The 19768-nt window shown below is 66.1% G+C and carries 18 protein-coding genes; 14 read left to right on the forward strand and 4 right to left on the reverse strand.

Annotation, left to right across the window (positions count from 1 at the left end):
* Positions 1–120: 120 nt before the first annotated feature.
* The 6 genes from dusB to ACQ4N9_RS19240 all read left to right on the forward strand — a co-directional run bounded on the left by dusB (position 121) and on the right by ACQ4N9_RS19240 (position 8416).
* Positions 121–1134 (forward strand): tRNA dihydrouridine synthase DusB, encoded by a 1014-nt coding sequence (gene dusB, locus ACQ4N9_RS19215; protein WP_110992941.1) that lies wholly within the window; start codon positions 121–123, stop codon positions 1132–1134.
* Positions 1131–1451 carry a DNA-binding transcriptional regulator Fis gene (fis, locus tag ACQ4N9_RS19220; protein WP_008093076.1) on the forward strand — a complete coding sequence of 107 codons (321 nt, stop codon included), beginning with the start codon at positions 1131–1133 and terminating at the stop codon, positions 1449–1451. The genes dusB and fis overlap by 4 nt, the downstream gene beginning before the upstream one ends.
* A 76-nt stretch (positions 1452–1527) precedes the next feature.
* Entirely contained in the window at positions 1528–3135 is a 1608-nt protein-coding gene (purH, locus tag ACQ4N9_RS19225) for a bifunctional phosphoribosylaminoimidazolecarboxamide formyltransferase/IMP cyclohydrolase (RefSeq protein ID WP_110992942.1), read from the forward strand.
* 132 nt (positions 3136–3267) lie between these two features.
* Positions 3268–4563 (forward strand): phosphoribosylamine--glycine ligase, encoded by a 1296-nt coding sequence (purD, locus tag ACQ4N9_RS19230; protein ID WP_125860581.1) that lies wholly within the window; start codon positions 3268–3270, stop codon positions 4561–4563.
* Between the two features lie 127 nt (positions 4564–4690).
* Positions 4691–7456, forward strand: a complete 2766-nt coding sequence (locus ACQ4N9_RS19235) for a hybrid sensor histidine kinase/response regulator (protein WP_390965996.1) — start codon at positions 4691–4693, stop codon at positions 7454–7456.
* Between the two features lie 363 nt (positions 7457–7819).
* Positions 7820–8416 carry a MarC family protein gene (locus tag ACQ4N9_RS19240; RefSeq protein ID WP_110992945.1) on the forward strand — a complete coding sequence of 199 codons (597 nt, stop codon included), beginning with the start codon at positions 7820–7822 and terminating at the stop codon, positions 8414–8416.
* A 97-nt stretch (positions 8417–8513) separates the two neighbouring features.
* Here the strand turns inward: ACQ4N9_RS19240 and cobJ are convergent, their stop codons facing one another.
* From cobJ to cobG, 4 genes are read right to left on the reverse strand one after another with little or no spacing between them, the layout of a single operon-like run.
* Positions 8514–10205, reverse strand: coding sequence for a precorrin-3B C(17)-methyltransferase (gene cobJ, locus ACQ4N9_RS19245; RefSeq protein WP_390965994.1), 1692 nt, complete (start codon positions 10203–10205; stop codon positions 8514–8516).
* Positions 10202–10936 carry a precorrin-2 C(20)-methyltransferase gene (locus tag ACQ4N9_RS19250; protein ID WP_390965992.1) on the reverse strand — a complete coding sequence of 245 codons (735 nt, stop codon included), beginning with the start codon at positions 10934–10936 and terminating at the stop codon, positions 10202–10204. Before ACQ4N9_RS19250 ends, cobJ begins: the two co-directional genes overlap by 4 nt.
* On the reverse strand, positions 10933–11559 hold the full coding sequence (locus ACQ4N9_RS19255) for a precorrin-8X methylmutase (RefSeq protein ID WP_110992948.1): 627 nt from the start codon (positions 11557–11559) through the stop codon (positions 10933–10935). The genes ACQ4N9_RS19250 and ACQ4N9_RS19255 overlap by 4 nt, the downstream gene beginning before the upstream one ends.
* On the reverse strand, positions 11552–12874 hold the full coding sequence (cobG, locus tag ACQ4N9_RS19260; RefSeq protein WP_390965990.1) for a precorrin-3B synthase: 1323 nt from the start codon (positions 12872–12874) through the stop codon (positions 11552–11554). Before cobG ends, ACQ4N9_RS19255 begins: the two co-directional genes overlap by 8 nt.
* Before the next feature lie 225 nt (positions 12875–13099).
* On the opposite strand from cobG, the gene cbiE reads away from it, so the two are divergent.
* The 8 genes from cbiE to ACQ4N9_RS19300 all read left to right on the forward strand — a co-directional run bounded on the left by cbiE (position 13100) and on the right by ACQ4N9_RS19300 (position 19722).
* Positions 13100–14311, forward strand: a complete 1212-nt coding sequence (gene cbiE, locus ACQ4N9_RS19265; RefSeq protein WP_390965988.1) for a precorrin-6y C5,15-methyltransferase (decarboxylating) subunit CbiE — start codon at positions 13100–13102, stop codon at positions 14309–14311.
* The gene (locus ACQ4N9_RS19270; RefSeq protein WP_347150744.1) at positions 14304–15398 is read left to right on the forward strand and encodes a cobalt-precorrin-5B (C(1))-methyltransferase; all 1095 of its coding nucleotides are present in this window, start codon (positions 14304–14306) and stop codon (positions 15396–15398) included. Before cbiE ends, ACQ4N9_RS19270 begins: the two co-directional genes overlap by 8 nt.
* A complete protein-coding gene (locus ACQ4N9_RS19275) occupies positions 15395–16117 on the forward strand; it encodes a cobalt-precorrin-6A reductase (RefSeq protein ID WP_390965986.1) in 723 nt (240 codons plus the stop codon). Before ACQ4N9_RS19270 ends, ACQ4N9_RS19275 begins: the two co-directional genes overlap by 4 nt.
* Before the next feature lie 715 nt (positions 16118–16832).
* Positions 16833–17270, forward strand: coding sequence for an NfeD family protein (locus tag ACQ4N9_RS19280; RefSeq protein WP_125465715.1), 438 nt, complete (start codon positions 16833–16835; stop codon positions 17268–17270).
* A gap of 27 nt (positions 17271–17297) precedes the next feature.
* Complete coding sequence (locus ACQ4N9_RS19285; protein ID WP_390965983.1) at positions 17298–18152, forward strand: SPFH domain-containing protein; 855 nt, start codon at positions 17298–17300, stop codon at positions 18150–18152.
* A 194-nt stretch (positions 18153–18346) separates the two neighbouring features.
* Positions 18347–18736: a DUF2946 domain-containing protein gene (locus ACQ4N9_RS19290; RefSeq protein WP_390965981.1), complete on the forward strand. Its 390-nt coding sequence runs from the start codon at positions 18347–18349 to the stop codon at positions 18734–18736.
* Between the two features lie 48 nt (positions 18737–18784).
* Positions 18785–19270, forward strand: coding sequence for a copper chaperone PCu(A)C (locus ACQ4N9_RS19295; RefSeq protein WP_390965979.1), 486 nt, complete (start codon positions 18785–18787; stop codon positions 19268–19270).
* Between the two features lie 20 nt (positions 19271–19290).
* Positions 19291–19722, forward strand: coding sequence for a DUF2946 domain-containing protein (locus ACQ4N9_RS19300; protein ID WP_125860604.1), 432 nt, complete (start codon positions 19291–19293; stop codon positions 19720–19722).
* Positions 19723–19768 lie beyond the last annotated feature (46 nt).

Consider the following 19768-nt stretch of genomic DNA (forward strand, 5'->3'; position numbering starts at 1 on the left):
GGCATAACGCCGCAACTGTTCAGATTTTATCCAGATTCATCTTTATCCGGTCATCGAGAGCGGGTATTATGCCCACCCTTTTTCGACTCCAATGATTCGGCCCCACAACAGGGAACACCTATGTCGGCGGTACGCATCGGCCCATACACACTGCACAACAACCTGATCCTTGCGCCAATGGCCGGGGTCACGGACCAACCTTTCCGTACGCTGTGCAAACGCCTGGGGGCGGGCATGGTGGTGTCGGAAATGGTGTCCAGCGACATGAGCCTGTGGAACAGCCGCAAGTCGAGCCTGCGCCGCATCCACGAAGGCGATCCCGAGCCGCGCTCGGTACAGATCGCCGGCGGTGATGCGCAGATGATGGCAGCCGCTGCACGGGCCAACGTCGAAGCTGGCGCCCAGATCATCGACATCAACATGGGTTGCCCGGCAAAAAAAGTCTGCAACAAGGCCGCCGGCTCTGCTTTATTGAGAGACGAAGCCCTGGTCAGCGAGATCCTCCACGCCGTGGTCGGCGCTGTCGAGGTGCCGGTGACCCTGAAGATTCGCACCGGCTGGGACCGGGCGAACAAGAACGGCCTGAACGTGGCGAAGATCGCCGAACAGGCCGGCATCCAGGCGCTGGCGGTGCATGGCCGCACACGCGCCGACCTGTACACCGGTGACGCCGAGTACGACACCATCGCCGCGATCAAGCAGGCGGTGTCGATCCCGGTATTCGCCAACGGCGACATCACCTCGCCGGAAAAGGCCCGGGCGGTGCTGGACGCCACCGGGGTCGACGGCCTGCTGATCGGCCGTGCCGCCCAGGGGCGGCCGTGGATTTTCCGCGAGATCGAGCATTACCTGCGCACCGGCGAGCACCTGCCCGCCCCTGCGCTGGACGAAGTGGAACGCATTCTGCTGGAACACCTGGCCGCGTTGCATGCCTTCTACGGCGATGTGATGGGCGTGCGGATCGCCCGCAAGCACGTTGGCTGGTACCTGGCAACCCGACCTGGCGGCAAGGAGTTCCGCAGCCAGTTCAACGCTTTGCAAGACACACAAGCGCAGTGCGCCAACGTTCAGGCTTATTTCGCCGAACGTCGACAGAGCCTTGGGACAGAGGACGAACAAGGGGTGGCCGCATGACGATGATGACCGAGACATTAGTGAGTGGAACAACGCCCGTGAGCGATAACGCCAACCTCAAGCAGCACCTGAACACGCCGAGCGAGGAGGGCCAGACCCTGCGCGACAGCGTCGAGAAGGCGCTGCACAACTACTTCGCCCACCTGGAAGGCGCTACCGTCACGGACGTGTACAACCTGGTGCTCTCCGAAGTCGAGGCGCCCCTGCTCGAAAGCGTGATGAACTACGTCAAGGGCAACCAGACCAAGGCCAGCGAGATGCTCGGGCTCAACCGAGGCACGCTGCGCAAGAAGCTCAAGCAGTACGATCTGTTGTAAGGCCAGAACCCCAACCAAAAAGGCGCTCGTAACGAGGCGCCTTTTTTGCTGACTCCACCGCGTTATGGAATCTGAAATGACCGACCAGACTACCCGCCTGCCGATCCGCCGCGCTTTGATCAGCGTCTCCGACAAGACCGGGATCCTCGAATTTGCCCGTGAGCTGCAACAGCTCGGTGTCGAGATCCTGTCCACCGGCGGCACCTACAAGCTGCTCAAGGACAACGGCGTCAACGCGGTGGAAGTGGCCGACTACACCGGCTTCGCCGAAATGATGGATGGCCGGGTCAAGACCCTGCATCCGAAGATCCACGGCGGCATCCTCGGCCGTCGCGGCACCGACGACGCCATCATGAACGAGCACGGCATCAAGCCGATCGACCTGGTCGCGGTCAACCTGTACCCGTTCGAAGCCACCATCAGCAAGCCGGGTTGCGACCTGCCGACTGCCATCGAGAACATCGACATCGGCGGCCCGACCATGGTCCGTTCGGCAGCCAAGAACCACAAAGACGTGGCCATCGTGGTCAACGCCAGCGACTACGCCGGTATCGTCGAAGGCCTGAAGGCCGGTGGCCTGACCTACGCCCAGCGCTTCGACCTGATGCTCAAGGCGTTCGAGCACACCGCCGCCTACGACGGCATGATCGCCAACTACATGGGCAGCATCGACCAGACCCAGGACACCCTGTCCACCGAAGGCCGCAGCGAGTTCCCGCGCACCTTCAACAGCCAGTTCGTCAAGGCCCAGGAAATGCGCTACGGCGAGAACCCGCACCAGAGCGCGGCGTTCTACGTTGAAGCGAAGAAAGGCGAAGCCAGCATCTCCAGCGCCATCCAGCTGCAAGGCAAGGAGCTGTCGTTCAACAACGTGGCCGACACCGACGCCGCGCTGGAATGCGTGAAGAGCTTCGTCAAGCCGGCCTGCGTCATCGTCAAGCATGCCAACCCGTGCGGCGTCGCGGTCGTGCCGGAAAACGAAGGCGGCATCCGCAAGGCCTACGACCTGGCCTACGCCACCGACACCGAATCGGCCTTCGGCGGCATCATCGCCTTCAACCGCGAGCTGGATGGCGAAACGGCGCAAGCCATCGTCGACCGCCAGTTCGTCGAAGTGATCATCGCCCCGAAAATCTCCCAGGCCGCACGCGACGTGGTGGCCGCCAAGCAGAACGTACGCCTGCTGGAGTGCGGCGAGTGGCCAGCCGAGCGTGCCGCCGGTTGGGACTTCAAGCGCGTCAACGGTGGCCTGCTGGTGCAGAGCCGCGATATCGGCATGATCACTGCCGATGACCTGAAGATCGTCACCAAGCGTGCGCCGACCGAACAGGAAGTCCACGACCTGGTGTTTGCCTGGAAAGTCGCCAAGTTCGTCAAGTCCAACGCCATCGTCTACGCCAAGCAGCGCCAGACCATCGGTGTCGGCGCCGGCCAGATGAGCCGCGTCAACTCGGCGCGCATCGCCGCCATCAAGGCCGAACATGCTGGCCTGCAGGTACAGGGTGCGGTCATGGCCTCGGATGCGTTCTTCCCGTTCCGTGACGGCATCGACAACGCGGCTAAAGTGGGTATCAGCGCGGTCATCCAGCCGGGCGGCTCGATGCGCGATGCCGAAGTCATCGCCGCCGCCGACGAGGCCGGTATCGCGATGGTGTTCACCGGCATGCGCCACTTCCGCCATTAATCAGATGCCTGGCTGACCCCATCCCCTGTGGGAGCGGGTTTACCCGCGAATGCGATGCTGGGTTCACCGCCGTATTCGCGGGTGAACCCGCTCCCACAGGCCGGGGGTTAGCCGACAAACAGAGGTTTTGACATGAAAGTTTTGATCATCGGCAGCGGCGGCCGTGAGCACGCCCTGGCCTGGAAAGTCGCCCAGGACCCACGGGTCGAGAAAGTCTTCGTGGCGCCAGGCAACGCCGGCACCGCCACCGAAGCCAAGTGCGAAAACGTCGCCATCGACGTGACCGCCCTGGAGCAACTGGCCGACTTCGCCGAAAAGAACGTTGACCTGACCATCGTCGGCCCCGAGGCCCCGCTGGTCATCGGCGTGGTCGACCTGTTCCGCAGCCGCGGCCTGGACTGCTTCGGTCCGACCAAGGGCGCTGCCCAGCTGGAAGGCTCCAAGGCCTTCACCAAGGACTTCCTGGCCCGCCACAAGATCCCGACCGCCGACTACCAGAACTTCACCGAGATCGAGCCGGCCCTGGCTTACCTGCGTGAAAAAGGCGCACCGATCGTGATCAAGGCCGACGGCCTGGCCGCCGGTAAAGGCGTGATCGTTGCCATGACCCTGCAGGAAGCCGAAGACGCCGTGCGCGACATGCTCGCCGGCAACGCCTTCGGTGAAGCCGGTTCGCGCGTGGTAATCGAAGAGTTCCTCGACGGCGAGGAAGCCAGCTTCATCGTCATGGTCGACGGCCACAACGTGCTGCCGATGGCCACCAGCCAGGACCACAAGCGTGTCGGCGACCAGGACACCGGCCCGAACACCGGCGGCATGGGCGCTTACTCCCCGGCCCCGGTGGTCACCGCCGACGTGCACCAGCGCGTGATGGACCAGGTGATCTGGCCGACCGTGCGCGGCATGGCCGAGGAAGGCAACGTCTACACCGGCTTCCTCTACGCAGGCCTGATGATCGACAAGGCGGGCAACCCCAAGGTCATCGAATTCAACTGCCGCTTCGGCGACCCGGAAACCCAGCCAGTCATGCTGCGCCTGGAGTCGAGCCTGGTGCTGCTGGTCGAAGCCGCCTTCGCCAAGGCCCTGGACAAAGTCGAAGCGCAGTGGGACCCGCGCCCGAGCCTGGGCGTGGTGCTGGCTGCCGGTGGCTACCCGGGTGACTACGCCAAGGGCGCTGCGATCAGCGGCCTGGACGCTGCCGCCAAACTCGAAGGCAAGGTGTTCCATGCCGGTACCGCGCTCAAGGATGGCCAGGTGGTCAGCGCCGGTGGCCGCGTGCTCTGCGCCACCGCCATGGGCGATACCGTCGAGGCCGCCCAGCAACAGGCCTACCGCCTGGCCAAAGAGGTCAAGTGGGAAGGCAGCTTCTACCGTAACGACATCGGCTACCGGGCCATTGCCCGCGAGCGCGGTGAACACCAGCAGTGATGCTGTAGCCCTGGGCCGTTGCGCACGGCCCTCGGCTCGTCGGCAAGGCCCCCGCGGGGCCTTGCCTTCGCCTTGGCGCGCCGCGCATAGTTGCTATCCGGCACATTAGCTAAGAAGGGATTTCGTCGTGCGTCGGCTTCGGATTGCCACAGCCCTGATCATCAGCCTGCTGACCCTGTTCTGCCTGCTCCCGGCTGCGGCCGAAGACGCCGGCGGCTGGTCGGTGCTGCTCGACGAACAGGCCAATCTGCAGCTTTCCGACGTACGCTCCGAGCGTTACCGCAACCAGTTCAGCCCCCTGCCGCTCGACGAACTGGACGCTGCCCTCCCCGACCAGGCCCTGTGGCTGCACTACCGCCTGGAACCCGGCGAGCAGGAGCAGTTGCTGCGCATCTTCGCCCCCGACCTGTCACGCATCGACCTCTACGCCCTCGAAGGCGGCAAGCTGCTGCGCCAGCTGCACCACGGGCGCCAGGGCGAGACCAGCACCCTGTCGGTCAATGGCAGCGACCACGTGTTGCCACTGCCACGCAGCAGCCAGGCGGTGGATGTGTACCTGCGACTGGTGTCGGAACACCAGTTGCGCCCGGCCATCAGCCTGGAACCTGCCGCCGAGGCCGCCGCCGACCAGCGCCAGCCGCTGCTGTTCGGCCTGTTGTTCGGTGGCCTGCTGATGCTGATCCTGCACAACCTGATCCGCTTCGCCTACAGCCGCTCCAGCACCACCCTGATCCTGGCGCTCTACCACGCCCTGATGCTGCTCAGCGCACTCATTCTGCTCAACCTCAGCGGCCCCTGGTGGCACCTGTGGTACAGCGCCCAGACCCCAGCCGCCTACCTGACCCTGGTGCTGGCCGGGCTTTCCGGCCTCTACTTCACCCTGCATTTCTTCGCCCCCTGCAGCTCGGCACGGGTGAATCGCCTGCTGCATGCAGAGATGCTGGTGGCCGCTGTCAGTGGCCTGGTACTGCTGTTCGTCGACACCCTGCCGCTGAACCTGATGACCTACGCCCTGATGGCCCTGGGCAGCCTGAGCATGCTGCTGGTCAGCAGCTATCACTGGTACAAGGGCTACGGGCCGGCGCGGCTGTTTGCCCTGGCCATGCTGGTGTACAACGTCGGCGGCCTGGTGCTGCTGCCGGCACTGCTCGGCCTCACGCGTACCCCCACCCCCTGGCTGCTGTGCATCCTGATGGTGCTGACGGTGGTCAGCGGCCTGCTGCTCAACCTGGCCGTCAGCGAGCGCCTGCGGCGCATCAGCGAAGAGCGCTTCCGCGCCAGCCGAGCCCTGGCCGCCAGCGACGCCGAGATCAACGCCAAGGCCGAGTTCCTGGCCAAGATCAGCCACGAGATCCGCACCCCCATGAACGGCGTGCTGGGCATGACCGAGCTGCTGCTGGGCACGCCCCTGTCGGTCAAGCAGCGCGACTACGTGCAGACCATCCACAGCGCCGGCAACGAACTGCTCACCCTGATCAACGAAATCCTCGACATCTCCAAGCTCGAATCGCGGCAGATCGAACTGGACGACGTGCAGTTCGACCTCAACGCCTTGATCGAAGACTGCCTGAACATCTTCCGGGCCAAGGCCGAGCAGCAGAACATCGAGCTGATCAGTTTCACCCAGCCACAGGTGCCACGGGTGATCAGCGGCGACCCGACCCGCCTGCGCCAGGCCCTGTCGAGCCTGCTCGACAATGCGCTGAAGAACACCGAACAGGGCGAGATCCTGCTGGTGGTGGCCCTCGACCAGCGCGGCGACACCCCGCGCCTGCGCATTGCCGTGCAGGACAGTGGCGCCCCCATGGCGCCGGCCGAGCGCGACGCCCTGCTGCAGGCCGAACTGCACAGCCGCCACTTCCTCTCCAGCAACAAGCTCGGCGGCCACCTCGGGCTGGTGATCGCCAAGCAGCTGATCGGCCTGATGCAGGGTGAGTTCGGCATCAAGACCAGCACCAGCATGGGCAACACACTGTGGCTGACGCTGCCGCTGGACCCGCACCGCCTGGAGCAACCGCCGACCGACCTCGACAGCCCGCTGCGCGACGCGCGGGTGCTGGTGGTCGACGACAACGACACCTGCCGCAAGGTCCTGGTGCAGCAATGCAGCGCCTGGGGCATGAACGTCAGCGCCGTGCCTTCCGGCAAGGAGGCGCTGGCCCTGCTGCGCACCAAGGCGCACCTGCGTGACTATTTCGACGTAGTGCTGCTCGACCAGAACATGCCCGGCATGACAGGCATGCAGCTGGCGGCGAAGATCAAGGAAGACCCAAGTCTGAACCACGACATCCTGGTGGTCATGCTCACCGGCATCAGCAACGCGCCGAGCAAGGTCATCGCCCGCAATGCCGGGGTCAAGCGCATCCTTGCCAAGCCCGTGGCCGGCTACACGCTCAAGACCACCCTGGCCGAAGAGCTGGCCCTGCGCGGCCGCGAGCAGGCCGCACTGCCATTGCCACCGGGCATCCAGCAACCCCTGGACCTGCCGCACGACTTCCGCGTACTGGTGGCCGAGGACAACAGCATCTCGACCAAGGTCATCCGCGGCATGCTCGGCAAGCTCAACCTCGAACCGGACACCGCCAGCAACGGTGAAGAGGCCCTGCAGGCGATGAAAGCCAAGCGCTACGACCTGGTGCTGATGGACTGCGAAATGCCGGTGCTCGACGGTTTCTCCGCCACGCAACTGCTGCGTGCCTGGGAAAGTGCCAACCAGCGCCCGCGCACCCCGGTGGTGGCGCTGACCGCGCACATCCTCGCCGAACACAAGGAACGCGCACGCCTGGCCGGCATGGACGGGCACATGGCCAAGCCGGTGGAGCTGTCGCAGCTGCGTGAGCTGATCCAGTTCTGGGCGGGGCAGCGCCAGGTGGTCACCGCGCCTCTCGAGTGATGCGACTGGCCCTATCGCCGGCAAGCCGGCTCCCACACTGACCGCGCTAACCTCGAGGCAAGCATCGTACCTGTGGGAGCTGGCTTGCCAGCGATGAGGCCAGCACTGACAACATAAGACAGTTGCTCCCACACTGGCCGCGCCGACCTCGAGGCAAGCATCGTACCTGTGGGAGCTGGCTTGCCAGCGATGAGGCCAGCACTGACAACATAAGACAGTTGCTCCCACACTGGCCGCGCCGACCTCAAGCCTTGTGCAGTTCCTGTGGGAGCCGCCCGGCTACAGGGGCGCGAAGCGGCCCCAACAACCGTCAAACCTGCTGATACACTTGCCCGCACCTACTCCCGCCGTGGACCCACCCCCATGCTCCATGAGTTGTTCAGCGTCTACCTGAAAATGCTCGTGCTCTACAGCCCGTTCTTCGTGCTGTCGTGCTTCATCAGCCTGACCCGTGGCCATTCCAGCAAGGAGCGCAAACAACTGGCCTGGCGCGTGGCCATCGCCACGCTCATCGCCAGCGTGCTGCTGTACCTGTTCGGGCGGGTGATCTTCGGCGTGTTTGGCATCACCGCCGACGCCTTCCGTATCGGCGCAGGCTCGGTGCTGTTCATCTCGGCGCTGGCCATGGCCCAGGGCAAGTCGGCGATCCAGACCGACAATGTGCAGCAGGACGTGACCATCGTGCCGTTGACCATCCCACTGACCGTCGGCCCGGGCACCATCGGTGCGCTGCTGGTGATGGGGGTGGGCCAACCGCACTGGGACGACAAGCTGCTGGCCATCGTCAGTATCGCCCTGGCCAGCTTCACCGTCGGCCTGGTGCTGTATCTCTCGCACCGCATTGAACGCCTGCTCGGCGACCAGGGCCTGCAGATCGTCAGCCGGCTGATGGGCCTGTTCGTCTGCGCCCTGGCGGCGCAGATCATCTTCACCGGGATCAAGGGCTACATGCTGCCCTAACGCGCCTTAGCTCATCTTGCAAATCCTTGAGTCAGAACCCGGCGGATACCGAGTGAGACTCGAAGGCTATGCAGGTAAGCATGTGCCGTGCAGCAGGTCAGGGCTTCGCGGGGTACCAGCGCGGCGTGTAGACCCACTGGTTGCCATCGGCACGGGGGAAGGTGCAGGTGGTCGACGAACCGACCAGCACCATGGTGCGCATGTCGACCATCTCGGGCACCAGCTCGCCCAAGGTGACTGTCCTGAGGGTCTGCCCCGGGCGCCCGATATCACGCCCCAGCACCACCGGCGTGTGCGCCTGGCGATGGCGGCGCACCACTTCCAGCGCATGGCCCAGCTGATGCGGCCGCGACCTGGAGATCGGGTTGTAGAACGCCAGCACCAGGTCGGCCTGGGCCGCCAGGTCGAGGCGTTTTTCGATGATCGACCAGGGCTTGAGGTTGTCCGACAGCGACATCACGCAGAAGTCGTGGCCCAAGGGTGCCCCGGCTTGTGCGGCGGTGGCCAATGAGGCAGAGACGCCCGGCAGGATCTCAAGGTCAACCCGCTGCCAGGCCGGGTCACTGGATTCGTGCAGCGCCTCGAGCACCGCGGCGGCCATGGCGAACACACCCGGGTCGCCCGACGACACCACCACCACCGAGCGCCCTTGCGCCGCCAGCTCGAAGGCATGGCGGGCACGCTGCATCTCTTCGCGGTTGTCGGTGCAGTGCAGCACCTGGTCGTCGCGGAACGGGCCGGCCATGCGCACGTAGGTTTCATAGCCCAGTACATCCTGGGCCCGGGCCAGTTCGGCCTTGACCGCCGGCACCATCAACTCGGCGGCGCCAGGGCCCAGGCCGATCACGGCCAGGCGGCCGCGACGGCGACCCAGTTGCGCGCTGTCGACCGGCATTGCAGCAACCGCCACAGCCAACCCGGCATGGGTTTCGACCCGTGCCTGCGGCAGTGTATCGGCCAGCATCTGCTCAAGGCTGCTGGCAGCAGGGGCGAAGCGCAGGGCAAGGTTCAGGCTTTGCGCAGCCTCGTGCAGAGCCGGCTCGGCCATGTCGGCTTCGCTTGCCAGCAAGCAGGCCAGCGCCGCTTCGGCGATACCCGCCGCCTGCAAGGCTTGACGCACCTGCCGAGCCAGGTCGGCGCCACCGGCCGCAACCGCCACCACCACGCAACGGGCATGGATCACCAGCTCATCGCGGTTGGCCGGGCGCACCGCACTGCCCACATGCAGGGTGCGCTGCGCATTGTCACTGACCGGCAGCTGGGCACGGTCGAGCCAGGGTGCATCGCCTTCGATGCGCAGCGTTTCCCCGGCCAGCAAGTCGGATACAAAGCGCTTGCCCTGCTCCAGGTCCGCCAGGGCATAACCCTCTGGCGGATTGAGCAGGCAGGTGCCGAAACGCAGCTCGCCGCTGGTGGTGATCGCGGCATTCACGCCCAGTACCTCGGCGATTTCCCGGGCCATGACATTGACCCCGCCCAGCCCCCCGAGCAGCGGCACCACGGCGCTGCCGTCCTCGGCCACGGCCAGCACCGGTGGCTCACTGCCTTTCTCGTCGAGCAGCGGCGCCAGGCTGCGGATCACGATACCGGCCGCGCACAGGGCGATGATCGGGGTGTCCTGCCGATACAGGGCCCGCAGGGTGTCGCCGAATGCGCTGTAGTAACTGTCGGCCCCCTCCACGCGCCCTTGCAGGCCATGGATCACGGCCTGTGGATAACGTTGCTGAATGCGCTGCGCGGTCGCCAGGCTGCCGGGGCCGAGAATGACGATGGCCGGTGCATTGTTCATCCCTGCCATTTTTCACCCGGCACGATGATCAGCGAGAAGTACGGCGAGGACTGTGGGTCGACCTCGTCCAGCGCGACGATTTTCTGGTTGGCCATGGTCGCCCGCTCGACGTACAGCGCGCGGCCATCCATGCCCAGTTCGGTGAGCGCCTGGCGAACCTTGGGGAAGTTGCGCCCCAGCTTCATGATCACCGCCGCATCGGCATCGGCCAGGCGCCGCTTGAGCTCGTCGGCAGGCAGCACGCCGGAGAGCACGGTCAGGGTCTGGTTGCGATACACCAATGGCGCGCCCAGCACCGAGGCCCCCCCGAGCATCGAGCAGACGCCCGGGATCACCTGGGCCTCGTAGCGCGACGCCAGGCGGTCATGCAGGTACATGTAGGAGCCGTAGAAGAACGGGTCGCCCTCGCAGATCACCGCCACATCGCGGCCGGCGTCGAGGTGTTCGGCCACCTGCACACTGGCTTCGTCGTAGAAGTCGCTGATCACCTGTTCGTAGGACAGCGGCGCCGGCAGCGCTTCGGTAGTCACCGGGTACACCAGCGGCAGCAGGGTCTGCGCGGCCTGCAGGTGCGCCTCGATGATGCCGAAGGCGTTGCCACGCTTGCCCTTGGCCACGAAGTACGCCACCACCGGCGCTTCACGCAGCAGGCGCAGGGCCTTGACCGTGATCAGTTCGGGGTCGCCCGGGCCCACGCCCAGGCCCAGCAGTCGTCCGCGTGCCTGCATCATTCCACCTCCGTGGCGAGGGCATTGACCGCGGCGGCGGCCATGGCACTGCCGCCCAGGCGGCCCTGCATGATCACGAAGGGCACGCCGCGGCTGTCGGCGGCGAGCATGGCCTTGGACTCGGCAGCCCCGACAAAGCCGACCGGGAAGCCAAGGATCAGCGCAGGCTTGGGTGCACCGGCATCGATCATTTCCAGCAGGTAGAACAACGCGGTCGGCGCGTTGCCGATCACCACCACGCTGCCTTCCAGGTGCGGGCGCCACAGCTCCAGGGCCACCGCCGAGCGAGTGTTGCCCTCGGCCTTGGCCAGCTCCGGCACGCTGGGGTCGCGCAGGGTGCAGATCACCGGGTTGTTCGCCGGCAGGCGCGCGCGGGTGATGCCTTCGGCGACCATGTGCGCGTCACACAGGATCGGCGCCCCCTTGGCCAGGGCTTCACGCCCGGCGGTGCCGGCGCCCTCGGAGAACTGCAGGCCGTCGATGGCCTCGACCATGCCGCAGGCATGGATCACGCGCACGGCGAGCTTCTCCAGGTCGGCGGGAATGCGCTCGAGCCGGGCCTCCTCGCGAATGATGCGGAAGGAATTGCGATAGATCTCCTGACCATCGCGGATGTAATCAATCATCAAGGTGCTCCGTCGGCAGGTCGAGCATGGCGCCTGCTTCTTCTGGGGTGAGGTTGGCGGCGCACAGCCTGCCGAAACCCGGCAGGCGCGCATCGCGCAGGTAAAGGTCGTAGCGGCCCGGGGCGCAGGCCAGCAAGGTGGCCGGGGCGACATGGGCCACGGCGCAGGAACGGGGGCAGGCGGACAGGTGCACGCTGGCGGGGGCGCCATGCTGCAGCCGAGCGGCCAGGGCAACGGCGTCGGCCTTGGTGTCGGCCAGGGCCTTGGCACAGCCGCTGGAGCCGGTGCAGGCGGTGACACGGGCCAGTGGCTGGTCAGGGGCGCAGAGCAGGCCCAGCGCCGCGAGCTGATCGCGGGCCTGGTCGATAGCGTCCTGGGCGACCGAAGTCAGCACCAGGCTCTGCCAGGGGCTCAGGCGCAGGCTGCCGTCACCCCACTGCCGGGCGATATGTGCAGCGCCACGCAGCATGGCCGGCGTCAGGCGCCCCAACGGCGGGGCCACGCCAAGGGCGACACCTTGACCTTGCGCCAACACGCCCAGCCAGGCGCCCGGTGCCTGGGCACGCCGCCAGCTCCGCACGGCATCGTCGCGGCGGATGTCCAGCCCATCGATGAACTGCTCGACGCTGCAGGTCGCCAGCAACTGACGCATGCGCGACTGCTCGGGCGTGGCCAGGTCGAGAAAGCGCGCAAGCACTGCCCTGACCAGCGCCAAGCCCTGCTCCACCGGCACCGCGCCCACTGGCGGGTCGACCGGGCAGCCGGCCAGGCCGAACACCAGCCAGGTGCACTGCTCCAGCCGTGCGGCGGACAGCCACAGGTCATGGGGGTGTTCGAGCATCGCCAGCCCTTCACCGCCGTCGAGCTGCACGGCGAACTTGGCCGACAGCTCATGGAAGCGTGGCGTGCCTTCAAGCAGGTCGAGGATCTGCCCGGCCAAGGGCCGGGTGTCGAACAGCATGCTCGGGTCGAGCCCGGCCAGCGGGCTGAGCATCAGGTTGCGCACATCGTCGCCGGCCGCCTCGCGCGGGCCCAGGCCCGCCGCCAGCAGGTACTCGACCAGCCCGTGGTGGTCATTGCCGATGCCACGGATCTGCAGGTTGCCACGGTTGGTAGCCTCGATCACCCCGCCAGCGAAGCGCTCGGCGGCGTCGGCCACGGCCTCGGCCTGGTCAGCCAGCAGCAGGCCGCCGGGCAGCTTGATCCGGCAGATGCCGCCATCGCGCGCGGCGACGACGCGCCACAACCCCGGGCAGGCCGAGGGACGAGGCGTAATGTTGGGGGGCTGGGCCTGCTTCAAAGGGGCATCCGGCAATCGTGAAGGTGCGCTTCAGTGTAGAAGGCGCGGTATTATGCCTGCTTTGTCCGGCGGCATGAAAAGCCGGTGGTCGAGCATCTGCTGCGATTGAGCAGAAATTCTGAACCGCATCGCCTGCTTCGCGGGTAAACCCGCTCCCACAGCATCACATGCTGCACCTGTGGGAGCGGGTTTACCCGCGAAGAGGCGCGAAGCGGCTCCAACATTGGCGGAACGAAACACATGGCCCCCTGGCTCACAGTTATAGGCATCGGCGAAGACGGCTTCAGCGGCTTGGGCAAGCAGGCCCGACGCGCCCTGCTGGCGGCCACGCACATCGTCGGTAGCCCGCGCCAGCTGGCCCTGCTGCCCCACTGCGCCAGCGCCGAGCAGCTCCACTGGCCCAGCCCGTTTTCGCTGGAGCCGGTGTTGGCCCTGCGCGGCCAGCCGGTGTGCGTGCTGGCCAGCGGCGACCCGATGTTCTACGGCGTCGGCGCCAGCCTGGCGCGCCAGTTGCCCAGCAGCGAGATGCAGGTGCTGCCAATGCCCTCCTCCTGCGCCCTCGCCGCCGCCCGCCTGGGCTGGCCGCTGCAGGACGTGCAGGTGGTCTCGGTGGTCGCCCGCCCGCTGGCCGCGCTCAATGCCCACCTGTTCAGCGGCCTGCGCCTGCTGGTGCTGAGCAACGACCAACACAGCCCGGCCGCCATCGCCGCGCTGCTGCGTGAACGCGGCTTCGGCCCGAGCCGCTTGCAGGTATTCGAGCATCTCGGCGGGCCACTGGAGCGCCAACTGAGCGGCACGGCCGAAGACTGGCCGCACGCCGATATCGCCGCGCTTAACCTGGTGGCCATCGACTGCCAGGCCAGCGCCGATGCCCCACGCCTGCCCCGTGTCGCCGGCCTGCCGGACAGCGCCTTCCGTCATGACGGCCAGTTGACCAAACGCGATGTGCGCGCCATCACCCTGGCCCGCCTGGCGCCACAGCCCGGCGAACTGCTGTGGGACGTGGGCGCCGGCTGCGGCTCGATCGGCATCGAGTGGATGCGTGCCCACCCCAGCTGCCGCACCCTGGCCATCGAGGCCGACGAAGGCCGCCAGGGCTTCATCGAACACAACCGCGATGTCCTGGGGGTACCCGGCCTGCAGCTGATTCGCGGCAAGGCCCCGCAGGCGCTTCAAGACCTGGAGCGCCCCGATGCGATCTTCATCGGCGGCGGCGTCACCGGCGAAGGCGTGCTGGCGCTGTGCTGGGAGCGCCTGCGCCCTGGCGGGCGACTGGTGGCCAATGCCGTGACCTTGCAGAGCGAAGTCGCCCTGGCGCAGTTCCGCGAACTGCATGGCGGCGAACTGACCCGCATCCATATCGCCCACACCCAGCCGCTGGGCAGTTTCGACACCTGGCGCCAGGCGCTGCCGATCACCCTGCTCGACGTGGTCAAGCCTCTCGATGCGTGAAGAAACCCGAGAACAACCCGCGCCCCTGCGCAGCGGCCTGACCACTGGCAGCTGCGCCACCGCCACCAGCCTTGCGGCAGCACGCCTGCTGCTGACCGGCCAGCACCATGATGCGGTGCACATCACCCTGCCCAAGGGCAAGGTGGTAGAAATGCGCCTGGAGTTCTGCCGCGCCTGCGCAGACGGCGCCGAGGCCGGCACGCTCAAAGATGCCGGCGACGATCCGGATGTCACCCATGGGGCGCTGCTGTACAGCCAGGTGCGCCTGCTCGCCGAACCCGGCATCCGCTTTGTCGCCGGGCAAGGCGTGGGGACCGTGACCCGCCCGGGCCTGGTGCTGGGTGTTGGCGAGCCCGCGATCAACCCGGTGCCGCGGCGGATGATCAGCGAGCACTTGCAGCAGTTGGCAAACGAATGCGCCTACGCCGGTGGTTTCGAAGTCACGGTCAATGTCCGCGACGGTGAAGCCCTGGCCCTGAAGACCATGAACCCGCGCCTGGGCATCCTCGGCGGGCTGTCGATCCTCGGCACCAGCGGCATCGTCCGGCCGTTCTCCTGCGCGGCCTATATCGCCTCGATCCACCAAGGCATCGATGTTGCCCACACCAACGGCTACACCCATATCGCCGCGTGCACCGGCAACGCCAGCGAAGACACCATGCGCCGGGTGTACGGCCTGCCCGAAATCGCCCTGATCGAGATGGGCGACTTCGTCGGCGCCGTGCTCAAGCACCTGCGCAAGGTGCCGGTGCCGCGCCTGAGCCTGTGCGGCGGCTTCGGCAAGATCAGCAAGCTGGCCGCCGGGCACATGGACCTGCACAGCCGCCATTCGAGCATCGACCTGCCACAGCTGGCCGGCTGGGCCGCCGACATTGGCGCCGACGCTGCGTTGCAAACGGCCATCGTCGGCGCCAACACCAGTCAGCAGGCCCTCGCCCTGGCCCACGCCGCCGGTATCGCCCTGGGCGACGAAGTCTGCCGCCATGCGCTGGCCTTCGCCCGCAGCGTGGTGCCGGCCCAGGTGCAGGTGGAAGTGTTCGCCATCGACCGCCAGGGTGGCATCGTCGGCAAGGCGGGTGTGCAATGAGTGGGCGCATCCTGCTGCTGGGCGGGGTGACCGAGGCCCTGGCCATCGCCCGCACACTCGGGCCGCAGCATGTCTACAGCCTCGCCGGCATCGGCCGCGTACCCCAGGACCTGGCCTGCCAGGTGCGGGTCGGTGGCTACGGCGGCGCCGAGGGCCTGGCGCGCTACCTGGGTGAGGAAGGCATCGAGCTGCTGGTTGATGCCACGCACCCCTATGCCGCGCAGATCAGCCAAAACGCCGCACAGGCCGCGGCCATGGCCGGCATTCCCTGTTGGGCACTCAGGCGCCCGGCCTGGCAGGCGCAACCGGGGGACGACTGGCGCGAGGTGGCGGGCTGGGATGAGTTGATCGAGGCGCTGGCGCCGTTCCAGCGACCGCTGTTCACCCTCGGGCGGGAGCCGCTGCAACATCTGGACGAGATTCCTTCACACCAGTTCTGGACCCTGCGCGCCCTTGAGGCTTGCCCGGGTAATGAGCGCTGCGAAGTGATCGGTGCGCGTGGGCCGTTCCGTATCGACGATGAGCGCGCGCTGTTCGAACGCCGGCAGATCGATGTGCTGGTGAGCAAGAACAGCGGCAGTACGGCGACTGAGCCGAAGCTTGAGGTGGCGCGGGAGCGGGGGGTGCCGGTGTTGGTGCTCAGGCGGCCTCAGTTGCCGGAGGTAGATCGGGTTTTCGAAGGTCCGAAAGAGCTACTGGAAGCGCTGGAAACACGCTGAAACTTGCCGGAATCCTTGGACATACATTGCTGCTTTGTGCTGCGAGGTTCATGAGGCATGTTTCCACCTTCAACAGCAGCGCATTCGGGATGATCGCGTCAGGGCGGCAAGGTGCCCGCCTGAAATTTTTCAGCGCCTGTGAGATCGAGCGCCGCCCGCGCGGCGCATCGCTGGCAAGCCAGCTCCCACAGTTTGTTTCGGGCCAATGAGTCCTGTGAAAGTACCGCCGCCCGCCTTGGTGCATGTCTTGAGTCATGTGGAGCATCATTAGCGACCACGCCAATACCGCGTCGCACCAACAAAGGCGGACCAGGTGATGGCACAGAAAAAACTGGCCCGAAACAGATGTGGGAGCTGGCTTGCCAGCGATGCGCCGCGCGGGCGGCGCTCGATCTCACAGGCGCAGCAAAAGTTGTGGCGAGCACCTGGCAGCCCTGACACAAAAATCCTGAGAATGCTAACCCTCAACAGTGGAGCAGCAGCCATGCCAGACCCAACCCAACTCCCCGAGCAATCAGAACTCTCCTGCGCCGACTCTGGCTGGGATCGGTGGTTTGCTGCCGATACCGTAAGCGAGGACTACATCACCAACCGTGACCAACCTGTTGAACAGCAACCCCAGCGCGCGCTCAGTTCAGAGCAGCACGCAACAGATGGCCCTGTGCCTTGATCTTGCCGTAAAATCCCCTCCCCTCTACTGGAAGGCTCCACCCATATGGAAATGCAATGGTGGATCTGGCTCGTCTTCGGCGTGGCCCTGATCCTGCTGGAACTGGTGCTCCCCACCTTCTTCATTCTCTGGTTCGGCATCGGCGCCGTGCTGGTGTCGTTCATCGCGCTGCTCGCCCCCAGCCTGCAACTGGATATGCAAGGGCTGCTGTGGGTAGTGTTCTCGTCCATCACCACCGTGCTGTGGTTCAAGGTGTTCCGCCGCAAGAAAGCGGACGTGCGCTGGACCGCCGACAGCGTGATCGGCGAGGTCGGCCTGCTGACAGCCAGCGTCTCGCAATTCCAGAAAGGCCGCGTGCGCTTCCAGAAGCCGATCCTCGGCAACGAGGAATGGACCTGCGTCGCCGACAGCGACATCCCCGCCGGCGAGCGTGTGCGCCTGGCCGCCATCGAAGGCAATACCGCCCGGGTCACCCGGGCTTGAATCCGCACTAAAAGGAAGTTCGCAAACATGACCAGCCTCATCGTCGTCGGCACCCTCGCCGTATTCGTCCTGATCACCGTGTTCAAGGGGGTGCGCATCGTGCCTCAGGGCGAGGAATGGATCGTCGAGCGCCTGGGCCGCTACCACAGCACCCTCAAGCCCGGCCTGAACATCGTCATCCCGTACATGGACGTGGTTGCCTACCGCCTGCCGACCAAGGACATCATCCTCGACGTGCAACAGCAGGAGATCATCACCAAGGACAACGCGGTGATCGTCGCCAACGCCCTGTGCTTCGCCAAGGTCGTCGACCCACAGAAAGCCTCCTACGGTGTGCAGAACTTCTCGTTCGCCGTCACCAGCCTGACCATGACCTCGCTGCGGGCCATCGTCGGCGCCATGGAGCTGGACGAAGCGCTGTCCAGCCGCGAGCAGATCAAGGCGCGCCTGCGTGAGGCGATGTCCGAGCAGACCGAAGACTGGGGCGTGACCGTGCGCTCGGTGGAGATCCAGGACATCAAGCCATCGCCGAGCATGCAGACCGCCATGGAGCGCCAGGCCGCCGCCGAGCGTGAGCGTAAAGCCGATGTGACCCGCGCTGAAGGTAACAAGCAGGCCGCGATCCTCGAGGCCGAAGCACGCCTGCAAGCCGCCAAGCTGGATGCCGAAGCCCAGGTCAACCTGGCCGAGGCGTCGGCACGGGCGATCACCTTGGTGAAAGAAGCGGTGGGCAGCGAGACGGTGCCGGCCATGTACCTGCTGGGTGAGCGCTACATCGGCGCGATGGAGAACCTGGCCGCCAGCGACAATTCGAAAGTCGTGGTGCTGCCTGCTGACCTGCAAGAGACCGTGCGCGGTTTGATGGGCCGCGGTAAAGCCTGAGATCGCAGGGGGCGCCTTGCGCCCCTTTCGCCGGCAAGCCGGCTCCCACAGGTATAGCGCCATGCTCTTGTGGGAGCCGGCTTGCCGGCGATGGGCTGCACCGCAGCCCCAGGTGCGGCACTTCACCGCACCCCGGCATTTTTACCTATACTCCGCCGTACAATAGCCCCCACGATTCCTGACCGGATCTCTCCATGCCCCCACGTCGGCACATCGCCTGGATAGCCTGCCTTGCAGTGCTGTTCAACCTGCTGGCCATGCCGCTGTCCTCTGCCGCGCCCAAGGGCCCGGCAGAACAGCTGCTGTGGGGGGCTTTCTGTTCGAGCATGGCGAACAAGGCCAAGGTCGATGTACAGGCCCTGGCCAAGATCGACCTCGGGCCGCAAAGCGATGACAGCGCCAGCATGATGAACTGCTGGTGCTGCTCGGGCGCCGCGCCCTTGCTGGCCTTGCCCGGCTACCCGCCACAACTGCACAACCCGCCGTTGCTGCTGGCCGGGCACATCCCGCACCTCGCCGACTACCAACCCACGCCGCGCCAGTTATGGCCCGCGCTCAATCCCCGTGCCTCTCCGCTGGCCTGATGTTCACTACGCTGTCCATCAGAACCTGAACAGACCGGAGATTCACCCATGCTCAAGCAAGCCCTTGTCCTGGCCGCCCTGCTGCTGCCCGGCGCCTATGCCAACGCCCATGAATACAAAGTGGGCGACCTGCACATCGCCCACCCTTGGTCGCTGGAGCTGCCGCCGAACGCGCCCAACGTGGCGGCCTACTTCGTCGTGCACAACAACGGCAAGGCCGATGATCGCCTGCTCTCGGTGGACAGCCCCATCACCGATGACGCCCAGTTGCACGAACACGTGATGAGCGCCGCCGGCGCCATGAAGATGCAACACGTGCAAAGCGTCGTGGTACCGGCCGGCAAGGATGTGGTGTTCGCCCCCAGCGCCTACCACGTGATGATCATGCAGCCCAAGGACCGCAGCCTGCTCACCGACGGCAAGCGCTTCCCGCTGACCTTGCACTTCGAAAAAGCCGGTGACGTCACCGTCGACGTGGCCGTGCAGAAGCAGCCACCGACCGACCAGCCCGCGTCGCACGAACACGCACACTGATCAGTTGACAGGCGCTCACCATGAGCCTGCCGCGCAACAGCTCAACCCGCAGCACCCGCCCTGATCGCAGGCGCGTCGGTGGCGGCTGGCTGAGCCTGTTCGCCATGTGGATGATCTTCATCGGCCCACTGGTTTCCCAGTCGATGCCGATGGAGCACCACGCCGGCATGTCCATGCCGATGGACATGTCGATGGCCATGCCCATGGAGCATGGCCACGATCATCACCAGGGCCACGGCAACGATGGCCAGCTGCATGTGATGTGGGAAAAGTGCGGCTACTGCAGCCTGCTGTTCAACTGCCCCGCCCTGCCCCAGACCCTCAGCCCGCTTACCGCGGGCAGCGTACTCCCACCCGTCCACCTCCCCGTCGCCACGCGCCAGGGCCATGCCCGGCAGGCTGTATTCCCCGGCGCGCGCAGCCGCGCGCCGCCCATCTCGATCGTCGTCTGAAGCCACTTTATTACTGCCCGAAGCCAGGAGGCTTCGCGCTGACTCA

Source organism: Pseudomonas sp. ES1 (assembly GCF_050586605.1).
In the GTDB taxonomy this organism is placed as follows: domain Bacteria; phylum Pseudomonadota; class Gammaproteobacteria; order Pseudomonadales; family Pseudomonadaceae; genus Aquipseudomonas; species Aquipseudomonas sichuanensis.